Source organism: Flexivirga sp. (assembly GCF_035551235.1).
Classification (GTDB): Bacteria; Actinomycetota; Actinomycetes; order Actinomycetales; family Dermatophilaceae; genus Flexivirga.
This window is the reverse complement of the sequence record NZ_DASZNO010000019.1, coordinates 154,915-168,864: the sequence shown is the minus strand read 5'-3', so window position 1 is coordinate 168,864 and position 13,950 is coordinate 154,915. Positions and strand designations below refer to the sequence as shown.

Below are 13,950 nucleotides of genomic sequence, written 5' to 3'. Positions count from 1 at the left end.
CAGCAGGAAGACCGAGCTCCATGCCGAACAACACCAGGGAACGAACGGCCGGCGCGAACCACGCGCCGACCGAGCAGGAGGGGCCCCGCACCCGGGGTCACCGCGACAAGGAGGTGCCACCGATGATGTTGACCGATCTCATAGACGCGACTGGCCTGGCCGCAGAATGCGGCGAGCAGTTGCCCTGCCACCAGAACGACCCCGAGCTGTGGTTCGCCGAGCGCCCGGAGGACGTCGAGTTCGCCAAGGCGCTGTGCGGCAGCTGCCCGCTGCGGGCCGAGTGCCTCGCCGGAGCGAAGGACCGCTCCGAGCCGTGGGGAGTCTGGGGCGGCGAGCTGTTCGCCCAGGGCGTCGTCATTCCGCGGAAGCGGCCGCGTGGCCGTCCGCGCAAGCAGACCGTGGCCGCGTGACGACCATGCGCACCACATTCCGACTTCATGACACCGGTATGCCGCATGACCGGTGTGTCCCTTCCGGGCAACACCGGTCATGTCGGGATGCCCATCCCGAAAGAGCTTCCATCATGTTTCAGTTGCTGCGGGTCGAACCGACCCGACCGCGCCCACCGACGGGGCAGATGGCGGTAAGGCGAAGCAAACACGTGACGCGTGTGCTTCCCCCGCCAACCACACCACGTCGATGAACGTCAGTCAGCCGCCCCTCAGTGGCGGTCCGATCGCAAAGCCGGTCGCGGCTTACCGCGGCCGGCTTTGCCATGTCCGGCAGCGTGTGTCCCGCAAGGACCGTGCGCGCCCCTGTCATTGACCGATGCTCGCACTCTGAGCCGGGCGCGATATTTCGCTGCACCGGCGTCGCGGATGGCAGACGATCAGAGGATCACAGTTCTGCCGGCCGCCTCGACGTCCGCTCGTGCACGCCCAGGCGAACCGGCCCGTCTTCCGGAGGGTCTCCGATGGCTGACCGCACCACCCTGGGCACAATCGTCGAACGGCTGGGACTGACCCTGTTGACGACGCATGCCGGAGTCCTCGATCGTGAGCGGCGCACCTCCGGCGTCGTCCTGTTCGATCCGACGGATCCTCCTGACATCCCTCAAGATTCGGTGGTTCTCGGCGTCGGGGTGCAGGGCGCGGACGCGATCGAGGAGCTACTGTCACTGCTGATGGACCATCGGGCGTCCGCGCTCGTGGTCCGGGAGCCGGTGCACCTCACCGAGCGGATCGTCGAGCGCGCGACGGCCGGCGAGGTCGCGTTGCTCGGCCTTGTTCGGGGCGCTTCGTGGATCCAGGTCGCCGGCATTCTGGACGGCAGCCGGCACGAGGGCGACGGGGTGATGGCGCCGGCGAACGACGGCCTGGACCTCTTCGAGGTGGCCAACGCACTGTCGGAGCTGCTCAATGCACCCGTGACGGTCGAGGACATCGGTTCGCACATCCTCGCCTTCTCCGCCGACCAGGGCGACGCCGACGAGGCACGCAAGGCGAGCGTGTTGGGTCACCAGGTCCCGCGCCGCTACAACGACCGCTTGATCGAACGAGGTGCCTTCCGTCGTCTCTACGCTTCGAGGGAGCCGATCTACATCACGTCGATCGGCGATGGCATCCGACCGCGCTCGGCTGTCCGGATCTGCGCCGGCGACGAGGTGCTCGGATCGATCTGGGCCGTGGTCGATGCCCCGCTGTCGGCCCGCAGGGCGGCCGCGATGAGCGAAGCGGCGAGCACGGCCGCGATCGCGATGTTGCGCAACCGGATGGCGGCGGACGCGTCGAGCCGTTGGCGGGCGGCAGCCGTCAGCGCCCTGATCGAGGGCGGCGCGGCCGCACAGGAGGCGGTCGCCAAGATGCGCAACGCCGTGACGGGTGGCTGCGTCCTCGCCGTCGGTTTGCGGGAAGAGACCATGGACGACGCGGCCGCCTCCGCGGAGTTGGAGCGGCTTGCCGGGGCATTGCGCATGTTGCTCCACTCGGAGATCCCCACGGCCCTGGCCGCCGTGCTCGGGGACACCGTCTACGCCGTGGTGCCGGCGCACGAGCACCGCCCGGTCGACGTCGGCCAGCTTCGTCGGCTCGCCACGGAGTTCGCGCGCCGGTCGGGCCGGGGCTGCGAGCGGGTGGTGGTGAGCATCGGCACGACCGTCGCAGCTGCCGCCGCACTCGACCGGTCCCGCCGGGACGCCGACCTCGCGTTGCGCGTGCTGCGGGCGACCAACGATGTGCCGGACCAGGTCGTGCTGGCCGCCGACGTACAGGTGCAGGGTCTGCTGATGCGGATGTCGGATCTGCTGATTCGGGAGGAAGCCACCCTGTCCGGGCCGATCGCCGCACTACGTTCGTATGACGAACGGCACCAGTCCGCCCTCGAGGAGACACTGCGCGCGTGGCTCGATCATTTCGGTGATGTGGGAACGGCGGCCACCACCCTGCACGTGCACAAGAACACCTTCCGGTACCGCTTGGGCCGGGTCGTCGAGCTGACGGGGGTGGACCTGACCGATCCGGAGGTCAGATTCCGGCTGATGTTGCAGTTCCGACTCACGGCGTGACGCACGCTGCGCGGAGCGCTCCGCCGTTCGTGCGACCGGACAAGCGCTGCCGCGAAGTTCGTCCGTTCGGATGAGGAAGCGGGCGGGCACATGTCGGATGCTGGGCGACGTGACCTCGACCGACAGGTCCCTGGCGGACCGCATGGACGCCGCACGGCGTATCGCGGTGGCTCACGCCGACTCCAGTCAGGTGGTGGTGCGTCGGCTGCAGGTGGAAGAGACACCGGCTGCGTGTGCGCTGCTGACCGAGATCTGGGCGCCCGGCAAGGGGCGTCCGCCGCTGGAGGCGAGTCTGCTGATCGCGCTCCTGCATTCCGACAACTACGTCGCGGGCGCGTTCGCGCGGCAGCACCTGGTCGGCGTATGCGTCGGCTTCTGCACGTCGCCGGCGGCGTCGGGACTCCACTCGCACATCGCCGGGGTGCGGACGGCACACAGCGGACACGGCGTCGGACTGGCGCTCAAGCTGCACCAGCGCGCCTGGGCGCTGGGTCGGGGGATCTCCACCGTCTCGTGGACCTATGACCCCCTCGTGGCCCGCAATGCGTATTTCAACCTACGGCGCCTCGGTGCCGACGCCGTCGATTACATCCCGGACTTCTACGGTGCGATGAGCGACGGACTCAACAAGGGCCAGCACAGTGATCGCATGGTGGTCCAGTGGGACATCGCCCGGTGGCCGCCACCTGAACCTGCCGAAAACCTCGAGGTACCACCGGTTCTCGAGGTCGGTCGAGCACGCCAACCGGTCCTCGTGGACCTGCCGGATACCGCGTCGGTATGTCGGCTCGCCATACCCGATGACATTTCGGCACTGCGCACGTATGACGTCGAACTGGCCGAGTCGTGGCGGCACGCGACACGTGACGCCTTTCTCGGGCTGATCCAAAACGGCTGGCAGGTCACCGGATTCGACCGTGCGGGCTTCTATCTGCTCGAGATGGCGCTCGTCTGACGTTCGCGCGGCGGCGTCAGCCCAGCTCGACCCGCACGTTGCGCACCGGCGAGAAGGCGCTGTCGCCCAGATGCGCCCGCCGCGGCGAGATGTCCACCGGCGCGGCCGCCCGTGGCCGGCCCGTGGGAACCGCCCGGATCACGAACTCCTGGATCTGCGCGGGCTCCACCGGTGTCAGGTGGATCATGCAGATCAGCTCGCCGCGCGCGCCGGGAATCGACCAGGTGACGTCGGCAGCCGTGACGGCCGACACGACGTCCTCCCGCGGCCGGGGTGCTGCCAGTGGACCGACCTGTGCGACGAGTTCGTCGATCTCGGCGCGACGTTCGGTCAGCGGGCGGTCGAAGTCGACGTTCGGTGCGAAGATCTCCGCCGCCACGTCGTCGTTCCAGGCACGCACCAATTGCTCGGCCGACTCGCGCAATTGCGTTGTCTCCGGCCACAATCGGACGGTTTCCGCAGGCGTGTCGTCATACGACAACAGCCGGGCCAGGGCGGCCGAGCACAGCGTGCCCGCGCTGCCTCGGTGACTGTTGGTGAGCGCGACGACGCCGTGGCCGGAGTCGGGATGCCAGCACATGAAGAGGCTGAAACCCGGCAGCCCGCCACCGTGTGCGACGACGGTCCCGTGACGGAGGTCGACGTCGATGCGCAAACCCAGTCCGTAGCCGGTGACCGTCGGGCGGAGCGACCCGTCCGATGCCAAGGACAGCGACGGCGCGTCCAGGATGTGCAGACGCTGCAGTTCCCGTCGGGACGATCGGCTGAGGACGGGTGTGTCGCGCTCGTCGGGTGAGCGGAATGCCGCGCCGAGCCAGGTGATCCACCGGGACAGGTCCCGGACCGTGCTCATGATGCCGCCGGCCGCGGCGAACGCGACGGATGCCACGTAGGGATAACCGATCCAGTCCCCGTCGGGGTTGAGGTGGTAGCCCGTGGCGCGAGTGATGTCGGCCGGCGCCGCGCTGTCGAAACAGGTGGAGGAGAGCCCGAGTGGCACGAAGATCTCGTCTCGGACGAAGTGCTCTATCCGCCGGCCCACGGCCCTACCGACGGCGAGACCGGCGAGCGTGTACCCGAGATTCGAATACTCGTAGACCGTGCCCGGGACATGGCTGTATCGAAGGCCCTTGCTGATGTGGTCCAGCAGCACCTCCTCGGTGGCATCGATGAACGGGTCGACCCACGAGTTGTCCTCGGTCAGTCCGCCCGACATCGACAACAGCATCCCCAGCGTCGGCGGATCGCACGGATCCTCGACGGTGCCTGACGCGATGAACTGCGGGAAGAACTTCGTGATCGGATCGTCGAGGGAGAGTTGTCCCCGGTCGCGCGCGATGAGCGCGGCGCAGGCGATGAAACTCTTGGACATCGACGCGATCGGGAAGACCGTGTCGGCATCGGGCACGAGCCCGTCGTCGGTGACGACGCCGAAGCCTGCGGCATGGCGCAGGCCGTCCGGCCCGGTGATGCCGTAGGTGAGTCCCTTGTACATGTCGGCCGTGACGTGCTGCGCGAAGAACGCGTCGAGCTCCGTCTCGATCGGGATCCGGATCGTCTCGTTCGACATCGTGACTGAGCACTCCTTCGGGTTCACGGGACCCGAGGGCAATGAGGGTGCCGGCACGGGACGTCCACAAGGTAGCTGCTGGCCCCGCGGCGAAAACCGTTCGACCGCACCAAGTTCGGGCGGAACTTTCGTTCTGATGACCAGTCCTGGCACTACCGACTCGCACCTACTCTGACGGTCATGACACGCAGGAAGACCCTGAGCAGCGTGGTGGTCGTGGCGGCCGCTGCATCGATGGCGGCGTGCTCGTCCGGATCGTCGGGCGCAGGCACCGGTGCCGGGAAGCCGACCTCCGGCGGAAATCTGGTGATGGCGCGCGCCGACGAGGCAACCAGCCTGTTGCCCTCGGTCCCGACGGACAACTCGTCGATCTGGATCATCGAGGAGATCTACGACACGCTCACGGTGCCCGCTCCGGACGGCAAGGGGGTGCAGCCGTCGCTCGCCTCCTCATGGAAGCAGTCCGCCGACAAGCTCAGCTGGACGTTCCACCTGCGCAAGGACGCCAAGTTCACCAACGGCCGGCCGGTGACCTCGGCCGATGTGAAGTTCTCCATCGAGCAGAACCAGAAGAAGGACGCGCCGTTCTCCTTCATCGACTCCATCATCACCCGGATGGACGTCCCCGACGCCCACACGATCGTCTTCCACACGGCCAAAGCATGGGCGCCGCTGCCCTCCGACATGGCGCTCTACGCGAACTCCATCGTGCCCAAGGACTACGGCGGCAAGTCGGCACAAGCGTTCGCCAAGCACCCGATCGGCTCCGGGCCGTTCAAGTTCAAGAGCTGGACCAAGGGCAGCAGTCTCAAGATCGTCAAGAACGCCGGCTACTGGCGCAAGGGGACACCGCGACTGGACTCGGTGAACTTCACGGTGGTACCCGACAGCAACACCCGAAGCACCCAGCTGGCCAGCGGCCAGATCCAGATCAACGAATATCCGCCGAGCTCCAGCATCAAGTCGTTGCAGAAACAGCCGACGCTGAAGGTCAGCACGTTCCCCTCCAGCGAGGTCGACTACCTCGGTATGAACACCAAGCACGCTCCGCTGAACGACCTCAACGTGCGCAAGGCGATCCGGCTCGCGATCGACAAGGACGCGATCCTGAAGTCGGTCTACAACGGGCACGGCACCGTCGCGGGTTCCTATCTGTCGCCGACCAGTTGGGCACACAACGCATCGATCAAGCCGACGCCCTTCGACCTGAAGGCGGCGAAAGCCGCGCTCGCGAAGTCGAGCAAGCCCAACGGTTTCACCACCACGATCACCATCGCCTCGGGTGATCAGGACGCCTCGAGCGAGGCCCAACTCGTGCAGAGCAACCTCGCCAAGATCGGCATCAAGCTCAAGATCAAGCCCCTCGATCCGTCGGCCATCGTGACAGCGAAGCATGCCGGGAACTACGACATGGCATTTGGTCTCTATACGACCGACATCGTCGACCCCGACGAAATCGCACGGTTCGCAGGCACATTCACCGGTGGTGTGCACACGGTCTACACCTGGTTCAACAATCCGCAGATGAACAAGCTGGCCGCATCGGCGAGCAGCGCCTCCGATCAGGCAACGCGGAAGAAGGCCTACGACCAGATGCAGCAGATCATCGACCAGAACGTGCCGTACATCCCGCTCTTCTATGTCCCCGGCACCTACTCCTACTCCACGAAGGTCGGCGGGTTCCATCCCGGCGCGACCGGCAACTACTTCCTCGAGAAGGTCTGGCTGTCCAAGTAGCGCCCCGGTCACCGAGCGAAAGGAGTCCTCCGTGTTGCGGTGGCTCGTCCGGCGGTTGCTGCTCGCCATACCCGTGGTGTGGGGAGTGGTCACGATCTCCTTCATCCTGATGCATCTGGCGCCGGGCGACCCGGCGCGAACAGCGTTGGGGGAGAAGGCCGATGCCGCATCGGTCGCCGCCCTTCGGCACCAGTGGGGCCTCGACCAGAGCCTGCCGATGCAATACCTCTCGTACCTGGGCAACCTGGCGCGTGGCGATCTCGGGACGTCGTTCTACTACCACTCCTCGATCACCTCGCTGATGGCGCAGCGGCTGCCGGTCACCCTGATCCTGATCGTGCTCAGTGCGATCCTCGCGGCGCTCATCTCGGTCCCGCTCGCGTCCCGCAGCGCGACCAGGCCGAACGGATGGGCGGCATTCGTGGTCCGGATCTTCAACGCCGTCATGCAGGGCTCGCCGACGTTCTTCATCGGGAGCATGCTCATCCTCTTCCTCGGTGTCCGGGTCGCGATCTTTCCGGCCGGCGGTTATCCCAGCGGATTCGGCCATCGGGCCTGGGCGCTCGTGCTCCCGGCCGTCACGATCGCGTTGAGCATCGTGCCCCTTCTCGTGCGCGGTCTGCGCGCCGCGATGATCGAGTCGTACGGCAGCGAGTACGTCACCTTCGCTCAGTCGAAAGGCTTGGGAGTCGGGCCTATTCGGCGTCGGTACGTGCTGCGGAACGCAGCGACATCGGGCGTCAGCATTCTCGGCATCCAGGTCGGTGCGCTGGCCAGTGGCGCCCTGGTGATCGAGCAGGTTTTCGCCATACCCGGAATGGGTTCGATGCTGATGACCGGAATCCTCAACCGCGACTACGCGCTCGTGCAGGCCTGCACGCTGGTGTTCGGTCTGCTGGTGGTCGTCGTCTACCTCGCCACTGATCTCGTCTACGCACGACTCGACCCGAGGGCGAGGCTTTCATGACCACGAGCGAAACCACCGTGCTGACCCCACCGGTCGTCGAGCCGATCGGTCGGAGTGCCGGCTGGGCGCCCGCCTGGCTGCGGCGCCACAACCTGCAACTCTGGATCGGCGGCGCGATGCTCGGACTGCTGGCGCTGGCAGCCGTGTTCGCCCCGCTCATCACCCAGCACAGTCCGACCGAGCCGGATGCGCTCCACACGCTGCTGGGGCCGTCCGGCAGCCACTGGTTCGGGACCGACAATCTCGGCCGGGACGTCTTCTCCCGTGTCGTGTACGGCGCCCGCAGCGACCTGACGATCGCCGTCGTGGCGGTCATCGCACCGTTCCTACTGGGCCTCGTATTCGGAATAGTTGCAGGCTATTTCGGCGGCTGGGTCGACATGATCATGATGCGCCTGGCCGACATCGTGACTGCCTTCCCGTTCTTCATCCTGGTCATCGCCCTGGTCTTCGTGCTCGGCAACGGGGCCTGGAGCATCTTCGTGGCCATCACCTGCGTCTCGTGGGTCGCCTACGCCCGGTTGGTGCGCGGTGAGGCGATGGTCCTGCGCAACAAGGAGTTCGTGTCCGCCTGCGAAGCGGGCGGCATCTCGACCGGCCGGATCCTGTGGCGGCACATCGCCCCGAACGTCGCGACGCAGGCGATCGTCTATGCGATGAGCGACATCGTCATGAATGTCGGGGTCATCGTGACGCTGAGCTACTTCGGCCTCGGCATCGTCCCGCCGACACCCGACTGGGGCTCGATGATGGCCGACGGGCAGCAGTTCCTCGCGGGCGGTTACTACGGCGTGACCCTGTTCCCTGCTGCAGCAGTGATCTGGACGAGCCTCGCGCTGTCCTTCATCGGCGACGGTCTGGCCCATGCCCTGCGGATCGACCGATGAGGAGCACCATGGACGACAGCGGTCCGCTGCTGACGATGGACGACCTGACGGTGAACCTGCAGGTCGCGGGGGCGCAGCACACCGTTCTGGAGCACGTGTCGTTCGAGTTGCGACCCGGCGAGGCACGCGGGCTCGTCGGTGAGTCGGGTTCGGGCAAGAGCCTCACCTTGCGGGCGATGCTCGGCCTGCTGCCACCGAACGCGACGGTCGTGTCCGGGCTGATGGAGTTCGACGGTCAGGCCTTCGACCTGTCCCAGCGATCGAAGAGCGCCCGACGGCAACTGGAACGCGTTCGCGGAGCTGGCATCTCGATGATCTTCCAGGAGCCGTCCGTCGCACTGAACCCCGTCATACCGGTCGGCGAGCAGATCGTGGACGCCGTGATGCGTCGTGATCGCATGCGTCGGGCTGAAGCGCGTGACTACGCCATACACCTCATGCGACTGGTGGGGATCCACGACGCCGAGCACACCGTCGACGCCTACGCGTTCGAGCTCTCCGGGGGCCTGAAACAACGGGTGATGATCGCGGCCGCAGTGGCGGGCAGGCCCAAGCTGATCCTGTGTGACGAACCCACGACGGCGCTGGATGTGACTGTGCAGCAACAGATCCTGAGCCTCTTCACGCATCTGCGGGACGAGCTGGGTGCGGGTGTCCTCTACGTGACCCACGACCTTGCGGTGGTCGCGCAGCTGTGTGACTCGGTGACGGTGCTGTATTCGGGGAACGTCATGGAGGCATCGAGCGACCTGCGTGCGGTGTTCGAGAAGCCGGCCCACCCCTACACGGAGGCGTTGCTGCGGTCGACACCGGACGTCGATCGGATCGGCCGCCGCCTCTATTCGATACCGGGCAGCGCACCGGCGCTGGGGGACCGCCCTCCCGGGTGCCCGTTCGCGCCCCGCTGCGAGTATCGCGAGGACGACTGCGAGCACGAACGCGTGCCCGACACCTCCCCGATCGACGGCCGTGAAGTCCATTGCCTGCACCCGGTACGGCAGGATGCCTCGTCGGTCCGGCTCGCCAAGGAGTCGCGATGACGACCGACCTTCCGCAGCTGCGCTGCTCCGACGTGGTCGTGACCTTCCGGCAGAAGCAGGCACGGACCGTCATACACGCGGTCAAGTCGGCGTCGCTGGATGTCGGTGCCGGCGAAATCGTCGGACTGGTCGGCGAATCCGGCTCCGGGAAGTCGACTCTCGCGCGAGCGGTGGTCGGCCTGCAACGGATCGACTCCGGCACCATCACCTTCGAGGGCAAGGCCTTCGGCGCTCGGCGCAGCCGGGCGGACCGGCGCGGCATACAGATGGTCTTCCAGGATCCGTACGGCTCGCTCGATCCCCGTATGACGATCCGCGGCACCCTGGCGGAGATGCTTCGCCGGCACACCGCGTTGCGTGGCGAGGCGATCGAGACGCGCTGCCGCGAACTGATGGACATGGTCCGACTGCCCTCGTCGCTGCTCGGGTCGCGCCCGGCCGGGATGTCGGGAGGGCAGCGGCAACGGGTGGCCATCGCACGCGCGCTGTCCATCGAGCCGCGGCTGCTCGTGGCCGACGAACCGGTGGCTGCGCTCGACGTCTCGGTGCAGGCAGGAATCGTCAACCTGTTGTCCGACCTGCGCGACGAGGTCGGCCTGTCCATCCTGTTCATCTCGCACGACCTGTCGATCGTGCGGACGCTGTGCGACCGCGTGAACGTCATCTACCGCGGTGAGATCGTGGAGGAGAGACCCTGCGCGGAGCTGTTCGCGGACCCACGGGACGACTACACGAGGACGTTACTCAGCGCCATACCCCGACTCGGCGGGCCACGCACCGAGGGGCTTCGTGACGGACAGTCACTGTCGCGATAGCGGTGGCAGGTCTGCGCCCGGGACCCAGCGGTCGAAGACCTCCCGGGCCGGCACGGTGCCGCCGATCTGGCACAGCACCGCGATGCCACCGAGCCAGGCGCGGTGGATCATCACGTAGTTCGGCGGCAGGTTGAGTCGCAGGCCGACGGTGAACGTCGCGTTGCGCGGGTCGTTGAGGTAGTTGAAGATGCCGCGCAACCAGTCGCGATCGAATCGAAACTCGTTGCTGCGCAACGGTTTCAGGAACACGCCGAGATAATCGAGCACGTCCTGGGCGTCGACGTCGATCGAGCGTTTGACGAAGCCCTCCTCGCGCAGGCCGTCCAGCAGCGTCAGCTCGTCGCCGTGCAGCGCTGCGGTGATCAGCTCGCCCATGGCCGACGGCAGGCCGTCGGGAAGTCGGTTGACGGCCCCGAAGTCGAGCACGCCGAACCGTCCGTCGGGCAGCAGCCGGAAGTTGCCCGGGTGCGGGTCGGCGTGCAGCAGGCCGGCTCGCTCGGGTCCGCTCACCAGGAATTCGAAATAGCGCGCCGCGGCCAGGTCGCGCTCCTCCTGGGTACCGGACTCGATGATTCGGGACAGCGGCACCCCGTCCAGCCAGTCACTGACGATGACCTGCTCGGTCGCGAAGACCATCTCCGGCAGCAGGAAATCGGGGTCGTCGGCAAACGCCTCGGCGAACTGCTCGTGCATCGCCGCCTCGAGGCTGTAGTCGGTCTCCTCGGCCATCCGGCCCTTCAGCTCGCGCAGGATCGGCACGACGTCGAGCCCGGGCACCCAGCTGGTGCTCATCCGGGCCACCCGGGACAGTTGGTTGAGGTCGGACATCAGTGCCTCGGCCGCTCCGGGGTACTGCACCTTGACGGCGACCTCACGCCCGTCCCGCCATACGGCGTGGTGGACCTGGCCGATCGATGCGGCCGCTCGTGGTTTGTCGTCGAACTCACGGAACTTCGACCGCCAGCGCACCCCCATCTGGTCGGCCAGCACCGCGTGCAGCGACGTGGTCGACATCGCCGGAGCGGTGTCCTGCAGCTTGGTCAGCGTCGCCCTGTATGGCGCGGCCAGTTCTTCCGGCAACGCCGCCTCGAACATCGACATCGACTGACCGAACTTCATGGCGCCGCCCTTGAGGCCGCCCAGGACCTTGAAGAGTTGCTCGGCGGTCTGCGCCTGCAACTCGGCCGTGACCGCCTCGGCCGGGCGTCCACCGACGCGCTTGCCCAGACCGACCGCAGCACGTGCGCCGATGCCGAGGGGAAGCGTCGCCAGTCGCGCAGCGCGCGTCACCGACTTTCGCGGCAACTCACTCATGACGGGCTCACCGTGCGACGGCGTTGCGAGTCGCGAGCTCCTTGCAACGCCAACGCATTGCGAGCATCCCTGCACTCGTGCTGAATCAACTTCATGCGTCCATTGTCACCCGCGTGTCTGCGACAGCGCAGCAGGATGGGTGCGGAGTCCACAAGTGGTGATGGACGCGAGGCTGCGGGCGCTCCAGGCTGAGACCGACGCCGGTCGGCAGGGGCTGGTCGTCCAACAGCCCGCGGGCCACCAAAGCCGCGAGTGCGGCTGCTGCGACACGTAATTCGGGCAATGCGTCGAGTTCGTCGTCGACGTCGGACCGGAGGGCACGTGAGGCCATCCACGGGGCCCAGCCCGGGTCGCGTGCGCCACGGTGCAGGTCCAGACAGGTCAGGCACGGGCCCGACCCGGGGCGGATGAGTGGACCGACGCTGAGGCGGCCGCCCGAGACGACGACCGGCAGCTGCGGCACACCACGCCCGTGCCAGGCGCGTCCGGCGAGCGGGATGACGGCGTCGACCGCGGGCAGGATCACCAGGTCCGGGGTGTGTATGGCGGGATCGAACTCGGGGGCGAGCATCGCCTCGGGCTCGGTGATGACCCGAGCGACGATCGGGTCCAGGGCCCGGCGGATCTCATCCGGCAGCGGCCCCTCGCCGAGGACGACGACCTGCCCGGTGGCCGAACCGACCGGTGCCAGCAGTGCGGCCGCCTCGTGGACGAAGTGCAACACCTGGGACCAGCGCACCGACGGCGCGGCACGGTGGTCGACCGCCCCGTGTGCCCGCTGTGCGGCGGTCAGCCCGACCACCGCGGTCGTCTCGGCCTCGGTGAGGCCGTTCAGCACGAGCGAGCCGGCGCCGGGACCCCGCACGAGCACGGCGCCGGTGCTCCGACGGTGCAGCGCGAGCTCCGGCGGCAGTTCCGGACGGGTCACCACCTGCGGTCGAGCACTCGAGCGGGGTCCCTGCGACGTATCGGCGGAGCGCAGCGGGGGAGAACTTCGCGGGATGGTCATGACACGTCCTCCTTCGATCGCCGCTGTCGGCGAAAGGAGACACCGTGTCACCGGACGACTGTCTCGCGCAGAACTTGTCCACAGGCCCGCCGGGCCGCGTCACTCCGCGGTCGTGCTCAGCGGCGAATCATCCGCAGGTGCCAGGCTTCCGGGCCCTCGACCAGGTAACTGACGGCGATGGCGCCGTCCGTGCCCTCGGCGATCTGGGCGACCAGAGGCTTGGGGTCGTGCGAGGCGATCAGCACCAGGCCCTGCCCCGGGCGCAGCGTGGCGAGGGCGCCGAAGACGGCTCCGTGCCGCAGCGCGTGCGGGATGGTGCGAGTGTCGAGTTCGGGCAGGTCGGCGTTGTCGGAGCAGCCGCAGCGGCAGCTGTGGACCTCGGTGATCGGCAGTTCAGTCATCGCGATGTCTCTCGTACGTGGTCCCGACTTAATACACTGACAGTGTGAAAAATACAGCCGACGGTCTCCCGAAGGCAATCGTTGCCGGTCACGGACCGTCACCCGTCCTGCCCGAGGACGACCTCAGCGATCCCCAGATCCGTTGTCTGCGAGCGCTCGACGAGGGGCCACTGGATGTTGCGCGGGTCGCCGGTCAGGTCGAGCTGCACGCGAACATGACGCGCCGGCACCTGAAGGCGCTCGCGGAGCGCGGGCTGGTGACGGAGTCGACCAGGCAGTCGGGGCGCGGCCGGCCGGCGGTGGAATACACGCTGAACGAGGCGGGTCGCAGCGCGCTCGCCGGTGCGGTCGGCGAGCTGGCCGACGATTACCGAACACTCGCAACGGTATTCGCGACACACCTGGCTGCGCACAGCGAGAACGCATCGGATGATGCGCGCCGGGTCGGCCGCGCCTGGGGCGCCGAGCTGGCCACCGGACCGCAGCGCTCGCGTGCCCGTCGCCGGGCGGAGTTGCTGGCGCTGCTGACCCGGCTGGGCTTCTCACCGGCCGAGCGGGACGGTGGCGAGGTGATCCTGCGGACCTGTCCGCTGCTGGACGCGGCCCGCGCCCGCCCGGAGGTCATCTGCCAGGTGCACCTCGGCATGGTGCAGGGCGCGGCCGAGGCGCTCGGCGGCACCGCCGACGACGGTCGCATCGAGCCGTTCTCCGAGCCCGGCGGCTGTGTGCTGCGCCTGCCCGGGTGAGAGGAG

General features: G+C 67.7%; 13 protein-coding genes. 9 read left to right on the top strand and 4 right to left on the bottom strand.

The window, feature by feature from the left end; translation table 11 throughout:
* The first annotated feature begins 122 nt into the window (after window positions 1-122).
* The 3 genes from VG502_RS03890 to VG502_RS03880 all read left to right on the top strand — a co-directional run bounded on the left by VG502_RS03890 (window position 123) and on the right by VG502_RS03880 (window position 3,458).
* Window positions 123-410, top strand: coding sequence for a WhiB family transcriptional regulator (locus tag VG502_RS03890; protein WP_325548923.1), 288 nt, complete (start codon window positions 123-125; stop codon window positions 408-410).
* A gap of 503 nt (window positions 411-913) precedes the next feature.
* On the top strand, window positions 914-2,503 hold the full coding sequence (locus VG502_RS03885) for a PucR family transcriptional regulator (protein WP_325548711.1): 1,590 nt from the start codon (window positions 914-916) through the stop codon (window positions 2,501-2,503).
* A gap of 109 nt (window positions 2,504-2,612) precedes the next feature.
* Entirely contained in the window at window positions 2,613-3,458 is an 846-nt protein-coding gene (locus tag VG502_RS03880; protein ID WP_325548710.1) for a hypothetical protein, read from the top strand.
* 16 nt (window positions 3,459-3,474) lie between these two features.
* Here the strand turns inward: VG502_RS03880 and VG502_RS03875 are convergent, their stop codons facing one another.
* A complete protein-coding gene (locus VG502_RS03875; RefSeq protein ID WP_325548709.1) occupies window positions 3,475-5,028 on the bottom strand; it encodes a serine hydrolase domain-containing protein in 1,554 nt (517 codons plus the stop codon).
* A gap of 180 nt (window positions 5,029-5,208) precedes the next feature.
* On the opposite strand from VG502_RS03875, the gene VG502_RS03870 reads away from it, so the two are divergent.
* Genes VG502_RS03870 through VG502_RS03850 form a run of 5 tightly spaced genes read left to right on the top strand, consistent with a single transcriptional unit; the run spans window position 5,209 to window position 10,474 of the window.
* Window positions 5,209-6,765 carry an ABC transporter substrate-binding protein gene (locus VG502_RS03870; protein ID WP_325548708.1) on the top strand — a complete coding sequence of 519 codons (1,557 nt, stop codon included), beginning with the start codon at window positions 5,209-5,211 and terminating at the stop codon, window positions 6,763-6,765.
* Window positions 6,766-6,796: 31 nt separating this feature from the next.
* Complete coding sequence (locus VG502_RS03865; protein ID WP_325548707.1) at window positions 6,797-7,732, top strand: ABC transporter permease; 936 nt, start codon at window positions 6,797-6,799, stop codon at window positions 7,730-7,732.
* Window positions 7,729-8,619 carry an ABC transporter permease gene (locus VG502_RS03860; protein ID WP_325548706.1) on the top strand — a complete coding sequence of 297 codons (891 nt, stop codon included), beginning with the start codon at window positions 7,729-7,731 and terminating at the stop codon, window positions 8,617-8,619. The genes VG502_RS03865 and VG502_RS03860 overlap by 4 nt, the downstream gene beginning before the upstream one ends.
* Window positions 8,616-9,659 (top strand): ABC transporter ATP-binding protein, encoded by a 1,044-nt coding sequence (locus VG502_RS03855; RefSeq protein WP_325548705.1) that lies wholly within the window; start codon window positions 8,616-8,618, stop codon window positions 9,657-9,659. The genes VG502_RS03860 and VG502_RS03855 overlap by 4 nt, the downstream gene beginning before the upstream one ends.
* Window positions 9,656-10,474 carry an ABC transporter ATP-binding protein gene (locus tag VG502_RS03850; protein WP_325548704.1) on the top strand — a complete coding sequence of 273 codons (819 nt, stop codon included), beginning with the start codon at window positions 9,656-9,658 and terminating at the stop codon, window positions 10,472-10,474. Before VG502_RS03855 ends, VG502_RS03850 begins: the two co-directional genes overlap by 4 nt.
* Here VG502_RS03850 and VG502_RS03845 read toward each other — a convergent pair.
* From VG502_RS03845 to VG502_RS03835, 3 genes are all read right to left on the bottom strand, one after another.
* The gene (locus VG502_RS03845) at window positions 10,460-11,788 is read right to left on the bottom strand and encodes an ABC1 kinase family protein (protein ID WP_325548703.1); all 1,329 of its coding nucleotides are present in this window, start codon (window positions 11,786-11,788) and stop codon (window positions 10,460-10,462) included. The genes VG502_RS03850 and VG502_RS03845 overlap by 15 nt on opposite strands.
* A 91-nt stretch (window positions 11,789-11,879) precedes the next feature.
* Window positions 11,880-12,797 (bottom strand): TOMM precursor leader peptide-binding protein, encoded by a 918-nt coding sequence (locus tag VG502_RS03840; protein ID WP_325548702.1) that lies wholly within the window; start codon window positions 12,795-12,797, stop codon window positions 11,880-11,882.
* Window positions 12,798-12,913: 116 nt separating this feature from the next.
* Window positions 12,914-13,198, bottom strand: a complete 285-nt coding sequence (locus VG502_RS03835; protein WP_325548701.1) for a DUF2249 domain-containing protein — start codon at window positions 13,196-13,198, stop codon at window positions 12,914-12,916.
* A 44-nt stretch (window positions 13,199-13,242) separates the two neighbouring features.
* Here VG502_RS03835 and VG502_RS03830 point away from each other — a divergent pair, with 44 nt between their 5' ends.
* On the top strand, window positions 13,243-13,944 hold the full coding sequence (locus VG502_RS03830; RefSeq protein ID WP_325548700.1) for a helix-turn-helix transcriptional regulator: 702 nt from the start codon (window positions 13,243-13,245) through the stop codon (window positions 13,942-13,944).
* Window positions 13,945-13,950: the final 6 nt, after the last annotated feature.

Coding starts and splice junctions, on each gene's coding strand:
- VG502_RS03850 (WP_325548704.1), top strand. CDS start 9,656: ATGACGACCGACCTTCCGCAGCTGCGCTGCTCCGACGTGGTCGTGACC.
- VG502_RS03860 (WP_325548706.1), top strand. CDS start 7,729: ATGACCACGAGCGAAACCACCGTGCTGACCCCACCGGTCGTCGAGCCG.
- VG502_RS03855 (WP_325548705.1), top strand. CDS start 8,616: ATGAGGAGCACCATGGACGACAGCGGTCCGCTGCTGACGATGGACGAC.
- VG502_RS03875 (WP_325548709.1), bottom strand. CDS start 5,028: ATGTCGAACGAGACGATCCGGATCCCGATCGAGACGGAGCTCGACGCG.
- VG502_RS03845 (WP_325548703.1), bottom strand. CDS start 11,788: ATGAGTGAGTTGCCGCGAAAGTCGGTGACGCGCGCTGCGCGACTGGCG.
- VG502_RS03885 (WP_325548711.1), top strand. CDS start 914: ATGGCTGACCGCACCACCCTGGGCACAATCGTCGAACGGCTGGGACTG.
- VG502_RS03840 (WP_325548702.1), bottom strand. CDS start 12,797: ATGACCATCCCGCGAAGTTCTCCCCCGCTGCGCTCCGCCGATACGTCG.
- VG502_RS03890 (WP_325548923.1), top strand. CDS start 123: ATGATGTTGACCGATCTCATAGACGCGACTGGCCTGGCCGCAGAATGC.
- VG502_RS03870 (WP_325548708.1), top strand. CDS start 5,209: ATGACACGCAGGAAGACCCTGAGCAGCGTGGTGGTCGTGGCGGCCGCT.
- VG502_RS03835 (WP_325548701.1), bottom strand. CDS start 13,198: ATGACTGAACTGCCGATCACCGAGGTCCACAGCTGCCGCTGCGGCTGC.